This is a genomic window from Pseudomonas sp. PGPPP1 (assembly GCF_002255865.1).
Taxonomy (GTDB): Bacteria; Pseudomonadota; Gammaproteobacteria; order Pseudomonadales; family Pseudomonadaceae; genus Aquipseudomonas; species Aquipseudomonas cremoris.
This window is the reverse complement of sequence record NZ_NKIG01000076.1, coordinates 1-1587: the sequence shown is the minus strand read 5'-3', so window position 1 is coordinate 1587 and position 1587 is coordinate 1. Positions and strand designations below refer to the sequence as shown.

The following is a 1587-nucleotide window of genomic DNA, read 5'->3' as shown; positions in this document are numbered from 1 at the left end:
TCCTGGTTCCACTTAAGAACCATGACGTAGGACACGATTGCCAGGGCGACGATCAGGATCGTGCGTTTAATATCCATGATTACTCGGCCATCGAAGAAGAACGGGAGGTAGGGATAGGTGGAACCGGGTCATAACCACCGGGATTCCACGGATGACAGCGACCTAAACGACGAAAGGTCAGCCAGCCACCGCGCAGAAGACCATGATTTTCTATGGCCTCTAACGCGTAGCAGGAACAACTGGGGTAGAAACGACAGTGGCTGGCCATCAGAGGACTAATGGCATAGCGATAAAACTGGATCGGAACGAGGGCCAGTTTACGCATCGGTGCTGTCTACCCCTACAGTTTCGGTGCTGACTGCTGGTGCTGGTTTGTTGGTACGCGCCAGACGTTTCCAGAGCTTGCCGAAATGCTGAATCAATTCGGGGTTTTCTACATCCCCCAAGCCTTTGCGCGCGACGATAACAATATCCCAACCAACCAGAGTTTCCTGGTGGAGGCGAAACGATTCGCGCATCAGACGCTTGAGGCGATTGCGCTCAACGGAGAGCTTTACGCTCTTCTTGCCGATCACCAGCCCTAGGCGGGGGTGATCCAGATCGTTGTTACGCGCAAGGAGCAGGAGATTTTTCCCCGGAACCTTGCCGGTGGGGGAGTCAAAGACTGCCTTGAAATGCCGGGGGGTTAGCAGACGCTTTTCCCGACTGAAGTCCTGACTCACCACCAGTACCGGATTATCAAACTGCCAGACGCGCACGACCTTTGGCGCGGCGACGCGACAGGACAGCACGGCCGTTCTTGGTAGCCATGCGAGCACGGAAGCCGTGGGTACGGGCGCGTTTGATGGTGCTTGGTTGGAAAGTACGTTTCATGGCGTTGTTACCTGGTTCGTCCACAACGGGCCGGAATGGCCCCCGTTTTAAGAGACCGGCGATTCTAGAGAAAGCAAGCCTCTAGGTCAATTTCCAACCAGCTTTTCCTTCAATTAGATCTCTATAAGGCAAACGGCCCTTTTCTATCAGCTCGGCTTTCACGGGCAATGCCATAGATATAAAAATAAAGAAGGAAGTTATTTAAAGCTTTTCTGTAAAGCTTATAAAAGCTAGTGAGGCGATCATCTGTGGATAACTGCCTTTAGGCCTTGTTCCACGTGATGTACAGAGAATGACAACACGGGGGAGAAACGGTGCTCTGCCTGTGCTGCGCTGTCGGATAAGCTGTGGGTGGAATGGGTTGTTATCCACAGGCCAGTTACCCACAGACTTTCACCCCCACTTGTACAACGAGCTTAGGTGCGCTTATCCACAGAGCTTATGCACAGACCATCGGTCGCTTTTTTTAGGGGTAAGGCATTGATTTTGGCTGGCCTGTGAGCAACCTACATGTGGATAAGTGGGCGGCTGGCCGCTACAATGGCGGCTGTTTTTGCCTCACCGGCTTTCAACTTAGGGGATATCCGTGTCAGTGGAACTTTGGCAGCAGTGCGTGGAGCTTTTGCGCGATGAGCTGCCTGCCCAGCAATTCAACACCTGGATCCGTCCGCTACAGGTCGAAGCCGAAGGCGACGAGTTGCGTGTCTACGCACC

Annotated in this window: 4 protein-coding genes; 1 reads left to right on the top strand and 3 read right to left on the bottom strand. The window is 53.3% G+C overall.

Annotated features, from left to right (window positions below; translation table 11 throughout):
* Positions 1–79: 79 nt before the first annotated feature.
* Genes yidD through rpmH form a run of 3 tightly spaced genes read right to left on the bottom strand, consistent with a single transcriptional unit; the run spans position 80 to position 873 of the window.
* Positions 80–325 (bottom strand): membrane protein insertion efficiency factor YidD, encoded by a 246-nt coding sequence (yidD, locus tag CFE47_RS31135; RefSeq protein ID WP_010207715.1) that lies wholly within the window; start codon positions 323–325, stop codon positions 80–82.
* Positions 318–722 carry a ribonuclease P protein component gene (gene rnpA, locus CFE47_RS31130; RefSeq protein ID WP_010168490.1) on the bottom strand — a complete coding sequence of 135 codons (405 nt, stop codon included), beginning with the start codon at positions 720–722 and terminating at the stop codon, positions 318–320. Before rnpA ends, yidD begins: the two co-directional genes overlap by 8 nt.
* A gap of 16 nt (positions 723–738) precedes the next feature.
* Positions 739–873, bottom strand: coding sequence for a 50S ribosomal protein L34 (gene rpmH / locus CFE47_RS31125; protein ID WP_003213577.1), 135 nt, complete (start codon positions 871–873; stop codon positions 739–741).
* A 586-nt stretch (positions 874–1459) separates the two neighbouring features.
* Here rpmH and CFE47_RS31120 point away from each other — a divergent pair.
* Positions 1460–1587: DnaA N-terminal domain-containing protein (locus CFE47_RS31120; RefSeq protein WP_286843024.1), on the top strand; the 128-nt coding region annotated here is incomplete at its 3' end.